General features: G+C 64.7%; 8 protein-coding genes. 3 read left to right on the plus strand and 5 right to left on the minus strand.

All coding sequences use genetic code 11. The annotated features are described in order from the left end of the window. Positions 1-75: 75 nt before the first annotated feature. Complete coding sequence (locus ENZ74_RS01145; RefSeq protein WP_027162827.1) at positions 76-354, plus strand: hypothetical protein; 279 nt, start codon at positions 76-78, stop codon at positions 352-354. A 142-nt stretch (positions 355-496) separates the two neighbouring features. Beyond that, positions 497-1,234 carry a peptide-methionine (S)-S-oxide reductase MsrA gene (msrA, locus tag ENZ74_RS01150; protein ID WP_063169626.1) on the plus strand — a complete coding sequence of 246 codons (738 nt, stop codon included), beginning with the start codon at positions 497-499 and terminating at the stop codon, positions 1,232-1,234. 62 nt (positions 1,235-1,296) lie between these two features. On the opposite strand, the gene ENZ74_RS01155 is transcribed toward msrA, so the two are convergent. From ENZ74_RS01155 to ENZ74_RS01165, 3 genes are all read right to left on the minus strand, one after another. Then, positions 1,297-1,788, minus strand: coding sequence for a hypothetical protein (locus tag ENZ74_RS01155; protein ID WP_063169627.1), 492 nt, complete (start codon positions 1,786-1,788; stop codon positions 1,297-1,299). Between the two features lie 72 nt (positions 1,789-1,860). Beyond that, positions 1,861-2,148, minus strand: a complete 288-nt coding sequence (locus tag ENZ74_RS01160; RefSeq protein ID WP_013528686.1) for a hypothetical protein — start codon at positions 2,146-2,148, stop codon at positions 1,861-1,863. After that, positions 2,126-2,398, minus strand: a complete 273-nt coding sequence (locus ENZ74_RS01165) for a DUF4242 domain-containing protein (protein ID WP_063169628.1) — start codon at positions 2,396-2,398, stop codon at positions 2,126-2,128. Before ENZ74_RS01165 ends, ENZ74_RS01160 begins: the two co-directional genes overlap by 23 nt. A 221-nt stretch (positions 2,399-2,619) precedes the next feature. On the opposite strand from ENZ74_RS01165, the gene ENZ74_RS01170 reads away from it, so the two are divergent. Further along, positions 2,620-5,208 carry an AAA family ATPase gene (locus ENZ74_RS01170; RefSeq protein ID WP_063170411.1) on the plus strand — a complete coding sequence of 863 codons (2,589 nt, stop codon included), beginning with the start codon at positions 2,620-2,622 and terminating at the stop codon, positions 5,206-5,208. 55 nt (positions 5,209-5,263) lie between these two features. Here ENZ74_RS01170 and ENZ74_RS01175 read toward each other — a convergent pair whose 3' ends face one another. Beyond that, positions 5,264-6,268, minus strand: coding sequence for a cytochrome d ubiquinol oxidase subunit II (locus ENZ74_RS01175; RefSeq protein WP_013528683.1), 1,005 nt, complete (start codon positions 6,266-6,268; stop codon positions 5,264-5,266). A gap of 9 nt (positions 6,269-6,277) precedes the next feature. Beyond that, positions 6,278-7,284, minus strand: a 1,007-nt coding sequence (locus ENZ74_RS01180; protein WP_164760935.1) for a cytochrome ubiquinol oxidase subunit I, incomplete at its 5' end; no start/stop codon positions are given.

Here is a 7,284-nt window from a genome sequence, read left to right on the forward strand (position 1 = left end):
CGCCGCATGGAGCGGCGCCGCATAGCACGGCCGCCAAGAGGGCGCGCCTTCAACGCCAACCCCAAGGAGATCATCATGACCACTTCCCGCCTGACGCTGCCGGCGCTCGCTCTCGCTCTGTGCTCGACGGCGCTGTTTGCCGGCGGCATCGCCCGTGCCGACGACGCGACCAATGCGATGAAGCCGGCTGCAAATGCCATGAAACCGGCCGCGGATGCGATGAAGCCGGCCGCAGACGCCATGAAACCTGCAACGGATGCGATGAAGCCTGCCGACCCGATGGCCACCAATTCCATGAAGCCGGCGGCTGACGCCATGAAGCCGGCAACGGATGCGATGGCTCCGGCCAAGTAAAGGCGGTGCTGTTTCCGGCTTCGGTCCCGCGGGTCCGAAGCCGGATGCACGTGAAAGTGAGGCTTCGGCCGCAACTCGCCCGTCGCATGATCGTATCTTATCCAATAGACTCCACATGATGGACGTCACAGGAGCTCAAGCCATGACCGACATTCAAAAACCAGTCATCAGACAATCGTCGAACGTCTTCCGCAGCGCGCTCGCCGCTCTTGCGCTGGCCGCCGCGGGCGCCGCCTTCTGGCTGACGCCGGCGGTTTCGGCCGAGGACGCGGTGAAGATCCCGCCGCCGGCGCTCGACGAGAAGGCGGCCACCGGCACTGAAAAGGCAGTCTTCGCCGGCGGTTGTTTCTGGGGCGTGCAGGGCGTGTTCCAGCACGTCAAGGGCGTCACCAAGGCCGTCTCCGGCTACACCGGCGGCGACAAGGACACCGCCGTCTACGAGACGGTCGGCTCAGGCCGCACCGGGCATGCCGAATCCGTCGAGATCACCTACGATCCGTCGAAGGTGACCTACGGCCAGCTGCTGCAGGTCTATTTCTCGGTCGCCCACAACCCGACCCAGCTGAATTTCCAGGGTCCGGACTCCGGCACGCAGTACCGCTCGACGATCTTCGCCGAAAACGATGCCCAAAAGAAGATCGCGCAAAGCTACATCGCCCAGCTCGACCAGGCCAAGGTGTTCCCGGAGCCGATCGTCACCACGCTGGAAACCGGCAAGACCTTCTATCCGGCCGAGAATTATCATCAGGACTTCCTGACGCTGAACCCGACCTATCCCTACATCGTCTACAACGACCTGCCCAAGGTGGCGAACCTGAAGGCCCTGTTCCCGGCGCTCTATAGCGAGAAGCCGGTGCTGGTGCTGTCGGCGAGCAACTAAGAATGCCCAATCTCCCCCTCGCGGGGGGAGATTTGCGCACTCAGCCGCCCCGCCCCTGCCGGCTACATGGCCTTCATCGCGTCACACGACACAGTCGGGTTCATGTCGGCGAAGGTGCCGGCCGGGTTCTTCTTCCAGGCCCAGACATGCAGTTCATAGAACGGGCCTAGACCGTAGCGGTTGGGCGCGCTGTCGAAATTGAACAGCTGCCCTTCCAGCGAAGCCGGACCTTTCGAGGTGATGTACTCGACGGCCACCAGCCTCAGCTTGCCGTTTGCCATCGGCTCGTACATCACCGCCTCGGGCTTGGCGAGTTCGACCGCATCGTCCTTCAGATAACCGGCATTGACATAGTGGATGCCCATGGCGCCGCCGGTGATGCCGCTGGCGCAAGGGATCGGCGCATAGCCCTCGGCCGTCGCCATCGCCACGTTCTCGAAGCGGCTGTTGGCTGCCCGCACCTTCTCGTCCAGCGCGCCAGCGTTGTGAGCATTGGCCGCCGTGGCCGCGATCGACAGGTTGATGAGGTGTTTGGTCCACAGATGGATGTTCATGTTCTCTCCTCCTTGTTGATGGCGCGCGGGAGCCGCCGCTCCCGCTGCGACGTCGGATCTCGGCTGCACGCATCATTGGTACCGGGTGAAGTCCCAGTAGTGCGGCAGACCCTCGAGCTCCGGCAGGCCGATGTCGCGTCTCAGATAATCGTCCTGCGGAGGCAATCGACGCCGACTCTTGCGCAATGGCGCGAACAGCAGCGAGGCCAGCCGCCAGAAAGCCCGGCCCGGTAACGGGTCTCGTCCGACGGGTCTCGACGCCGCCGACGGCCCGCTGAACGATTCGTCAGGCACGCTGCCGTCGCCGCGAAGGGCAGTTTGATACTCATCGATCGGGTCAACGGTAAAAGTAAGGGTCAAGAACCCGCACCTCCGTGATCTTGTCGACAGGCAGCGCGTTTTTCTGGGCCGTGCTGCGGATCGCTTCCGGCGAAGGCGCGTCATAGATGCAGAAGCTCTGCTTCTTGTCGGGCGAGACGAAGGACTGCACCCAAGTCACGCCTTTCTCCGCGTTGCGCATGATGACGCCGCCCAGCGCATCGGCGCCGGCCTCGTTCACCGGCACGCTGAGGCCGTTGGGAAATGTACGTTCAACCACATAGCGAGGCATATCAGGTTCCTTTTTACTGTTTCACGCCCGGTTTTGAGCGCGGAGGACATTGATCACGCTCGCCAGGGGCGCGCATCGGAACCTTTCCCTATGTTTCGTGGGACGATTCCCCATGTTAACGGCGTTCACTGCTGGAGCCACAAAGCCGATACCGGGCCGCGCTATCCTGCCTGACGAAAGCGGGGTGCGGCGGCGACCCGGATCACGAAAAGCGGATGATCATGCTTCTGGAACGGCAGACACAGCTGGAGCAGCTGGACGGACTTCTCGCCGAAGCCGCGCGTGGTCGCGGCAGCGTGGTGGCGTTGTCGGGCGAGGCCGGCGCCGGCAAGACCGCACTGGTCGAGGCCTTCGTCGCCGGCGCGGCCAAGGCTACGCGCATCTTGCGCAGCGCCTGCGAGGACCTGTCGATCCCCGATCCGCTCGGACCGCTCTATGACCTCGCCCGCGAGGCGCAATGGGCGATGCCGCAGGCGATCGACGCCAGGCAGGGTCAGCGGCTGCCACTGTTCTCCGGTGCCCTCGACGTGTTCGAGACAAGGACCCAGCCGACGCTTCTGGTAATCGAGGATCTGCATTGGGCGGACGACGCGACGCTCGATTTCGTCCGCTTTCTTGGCCGGCGCATCGCCAACACCCACATCCTGGTCCTGTTGACGGCGCGCACCGACCGCAGCGAAGGACAGGCGCGTGTGCGCCGGGCGCTGGGTGAAATTCCGTCGGGCAACGTTGCCCGTATCGACGTGCCGCTGTTGAGCGAGGCGGCCGTCCTGTCGCTCGCCAGCGCTGCCGGCCGAGATGGCGACGCCATCTACCGGGTCACCGCCGGCAATGCCTTCTTCGTCACCGAGCTCCTGTGTGCCGACAATGAGATGACGCCACCGGCCAGCGTGCGGGACGCCGTTGTGGCGCGGGCCGAACGGCTGTCCGCCGGTGCCCGCTCGATGCTGGACGCGGTGTCGGTGTTTCCCAGGCGGGCCGATGCTTGGGCTCTGCAGGGCCTGTGCGGCGTCGCCAGCGCCGGACAGCTGGCGGAATGTGTGTCGAATGGGCTGCTCGACGATCTGGGCGATGGCTATGCCTTCCGCCATGAAATCGCACGCCGCGCCATCGAGATGATGCTGACGACAAGTTACAGGAGACTGTTCAACCAGCGCGCGCTGTCGGCGCTGCTTGAAAACGGCGGCGTCGCCACCGCACGCCTGGTCCATCACGCCGTGGAAGCGCACAATTTCGAGGCGGTGCGCGAATTCGCGCCGATCGCCGCGCGCGAGGCTTCGCGTGTCGGCGCCCATCGCGACGCCGCCGGCTACTATGAGGTCGCCTTGCGGCAGGCCGACACCTTGCCCGTGGAAGAACGCGCCGGACTTTACGAGCAGTATGCCTTCGAGTGTCACTTGATCGCCCGCATTGACGAGGCCATCAAGGCGCAGGAACAAGCCCGCGCGTTGCAAAAGGCGCTTGGCAACACGCTGAAGGAAGGCGACAGCCTCAGGTGGCTATCGCGCTTCGCCTATCTGTTGGGCGACCGCCCGGCAGCCGACCTGTTCGGCGCCCAGGCGGTCGCGTTGCTGGAGGCAGTTCCCGCCAGTGCCGAACTTGCCATGGCCTATTCGAACCTTTCGCAGCTGGCGATGCTGGCCGAGAGGCTCGACGAGACCCTGTCGCTGGGCGGCAGGGCGATCGAGCTTGCCGAGCAGCTGGACCGGCAGGATGTCGTTTGTCACGCGCTCAACAATGTCGGCGCCGCCGAGCAGTGGCTGGATCTGGCCAGCAGCCGGCTGCATCTCGCCCGCAGCCTTGAAATCGCGCTGGAGCAGAATTTTCAGGAGCACGCCGCGCGTGCCTTCACCAATTGCGCCTGTGGCGAGATCAACCAATTGGGCTACAGCCAGGCTCAATCCTTCCTTGATCGCGGCATCGACTATTGCGTCGAGAACGATCTGGCGACTTGGCGTGACTATATGCGTGGGGTTCGGGCACAGTTGTTGTTGCGTCAGGGATACTGGAACGAAGCCGCCGCCGAGGCTCTGGATGTCATAAGCAATGACCAGGCGACGGCGCTGGTCCGCTATCCCGCTTTGGTGGCCCTGGTGAAACTGCGTCTTCGGCGCGGAGATCCTTCGGCCGAGCCACTGCTGGCGGAAATGAATCGGTTCCTGGAAAGGGGAGCCGAATTGCAGCGGCTGTTGCCGTACGCCGCCATCGTCGCCGAGCAGGCATGGCTCGGCGAGGCGGAAATCGCCGAGGCGCTGCGGCTGATCGACCTTGCCGAGACCCTGTCGCCGACGCGGGCTATGTTTGCCGAACTGGCCAGCTGGCGCCAGATCCTCTCCGCCGGTAGCGACGCGGGGGATACGGCCGGCATGGCCGCGCCGTACCGAATGCTCCTGGCTGGCGACTGGCAAGGGGCGGCCGCGGTCTGGGCGGATCTCAACGCACCTTATGAACGTGCGCTCGCGCTCGCCCAGGGCGATGAGCCGGCGCAGCGTGCGGCACTCGAGATATTCGAGACCCTTGGAGCCAAGCCGGTTGCGAGCCATGTGCGCGAAATCATGCGGCGCAACGGCGTCATTCGCATCGCCCGGGGGCCGCGCCAGACCACGCGCGCCAACAGCGCCGGCCTGACCCAACGCCAGATGGAAGTGCTGCAACTGATCGAGCGCGGCTTCTCCAACAAGCGGATCGCAGAGCATCTGACCATTTCACCAAAAACCGTCGATCACCATGTCTCCGCGGTTCTGGGTAAGCTGGATGCCATCTCGCGTGGCGAGGCCACAGCTGCCGCGCGCGATTCCGGGCTGATCTGAAAGCAGCCCTTCCTGAGAAAGCCCATGGCGCTTTGCGTCAAAGAGATGGAGCGGATCAATCGTAGGTCAGGTCGGTCGCCTTGCCGCCGAACACCCGGTAGGCATAGAAGGAATAGAAGATGATGATCGGCAGCACCACCACGGTGCCGGCCAGGATGATGGCCAGGCTTTCCGGTGCCGAGGCTGCCTGCCAGATGGTCAGGCGATCCGGCACCACGAACGGGTAGAACGACCAGGCGAGGCCGGCAAAGCCAAGCGCGAAGATGGCCGCCAGCGTCAGGAACGGCGTCAGTGAATGGCGGTCGTCGGGCTTCGGCAGATGGAAGGTCTGCCGCCACAGCCACAGAAACAGCAGCGCCGACAGGATCGGCAGCGGCGACAGATAAAGCATCTCCGGCCAGACGAACCATTTGTCGAAGATGCGCGGGCTGGCGAAGGGCGTCGCCAGCGACACCGCGGCCATGCCGAGTGCGGTCAGCACCAGCGTCGTGCGCAGCCAGCGCACCGCCTTCTTCTGCAGCTCGCCTTCGGTCTTGTAGATCACCCAGGCGGCACCCATCGCCGCGTAGGCGGCGGCAAGGCAGAACGCCACCAGCACGCCGAACGCCATGCCGCCGAGGCCGACATCGAGGCCGAGCACATAGACACCCAGCATGTAGCCCTGCGCCAGTGAGGCGATGAGCGAACCCAGGAAGAAAATACGGTTCCAGCGATGCTTCCGGCCAGCTGGCACCTTGGCGCGGAAATCGAAGGCAACGCCGCGCAGGATCAGCCCGAGCAAAAGCACGAAGACCGGAATGTAGAGCGCCGTCAGGATGACGCCATGCGCCAGCGGGAAGGCGACCAGCAGCAGGCCGACGGCCAGCACCAGCCAGGTTTCGTTGGCGTCCCAGAACGGGCCGATCGCGGCAATCATCGTATCCTGTTCGGCGTCTTCGGCGGCGGCGAACAGGATGCCGATGCCGAGATCGAAACCGTCGAGAATGACGTAGATCAGGATGGCGAGGCCCATCAGGCCGGCGAAGATGAGGGGAAGCGCGGTTGGCCAGTCGAAGCTCATCTTCTTCTCCTACTCGCCAGCCGCCGGCTGTGACATGGCGGCGTTCATGACGCCCGGCAGCGGCGATGAATCGCCGTCCTTCGCCGCCTTCAGCGCCAGGTGCACCAGCACGCCGAGATAGGCGATCAGCAAAAGCACATAGAGAACGAGGTAGGTCGCCAGCGTCAGCGCGACATGGCTGCCCGCCACCGGGCCGACCGCGTCTGCCGTTTTCAGCACGCCCGTCACCAGCCAGGGCTGGCGGCCGATTTCGGTGGTGTACCAGCCGGCCAGCGTCGCCAGCCAGCCCGACAGCGCCATCGGTACCATCAGCATGGCGAGCGGCTTCGGCAGGCTGTGCCGGCGCTTGAGGAAGAAGGCCGCCGACCATGAGACGAGCAGCATCGATATGCCTGTGCCGACCATCACGCGGAAACCCCAGAACACCGGAAAGACCGGCGGATGGTTGCCGGGATAATCGTTCAGTCCCGGCACGACACCGCTGGTCGAGTGCCGCAGCACCAGGCTGGCGCCGTCGGGAATGGCGATCTCGAATTTGTTTTCCTTCGCGGCCTCGTCGGGCAGGGCGAAGAGCACCAGCGGCACATTGGGGCCGGTGTTCCAGTTGGCCTCCATGGCGGCGATCTTCTGCGGCTGGTGCTCCAGCGTGTTCAGCCCATGCTGGTCCCCGGCGAAGATCTGAATCGGGATCAGGATCGCGGCCGTGAAGACGCCGGTGCGCAGCGCCTTCCACATCGATTCCGAACGGTCGCCGGTGAGATAGCGCAGCGCCGACAGGCCAGCGACCAGGAACGACACCGTCAGCCCGGACGCCAGCAGCATGTGGGTCAGCCTGTAGGGCATCGACGGGTTGAAGATGATTGCCCACCAGTCGACCGCATGCGCCACGCCGTCGCGCATCTCGAAGCCGGCCGGCGTCTGCATCCAGGAATTGAGCGCGATGATCCAGAACGCCGAGACGGTGGTGCCGCCGGCGACAAGCACCGTCGCCAGTGTGTGGATGCGGTTGGAAACGC

The organism is Mesorhizobium sp. M7A.F.Ca.CA.002.15.2.1, from assembly GCF_003998715.1.
Lineage (GTDB): Bacteria > Pseudomonadota > Alphaproteobacteria > Rhizobiales > Rhizobiaceae > Mesorhizobium > Mesorhizobium ciceri.

Bases quoted from the DNA above. Each gene is read 5' to 3' on its own strand.
- msrA (WP_063169626.1), top strand. From the start codon at position 497: ATGACCGACATTCAAAAACCAGTCATCAGACAATCGTCGAACGTCTTC.
- ENZ74_RS01175 (WP_013528683.1), bottom strand. From the start codon at position 6,268: ATGAGCTTCGACTGGCCAACCGCGCTTCCCCTCATCTTCGCCGGCCTG.
- ENZ74_RS01145 (WP_027162827.1), top strand. From the start codon at position 76: ATGACCACTTCCCGCCTGACGCTGCCGGCGCTCGCTCTCGCTCTGTGC.
- ENZ74_RS01165 (WP_063169628.1), bottom strand. From the start codon at position 2,398: ATGCCTCGCTATGTGGTTGAACGTACATTTCCCAACGGCCTCAGCGTG.
- ENZ74_RS01170 (WP_063170411.1), top strand. From the start codon at position 2,620: ATGCTTCTGGAACGGCAGACACAGCTGGAGCAGCTGGACGGACTTCTC.
- ENZ74_RS01155 (WP_063169627.1), bottom strand. From the start codon at position 1,788: ATGAACATCCATCTGTGGACCAAACACCTCATCAACCTGTCGATCGCG.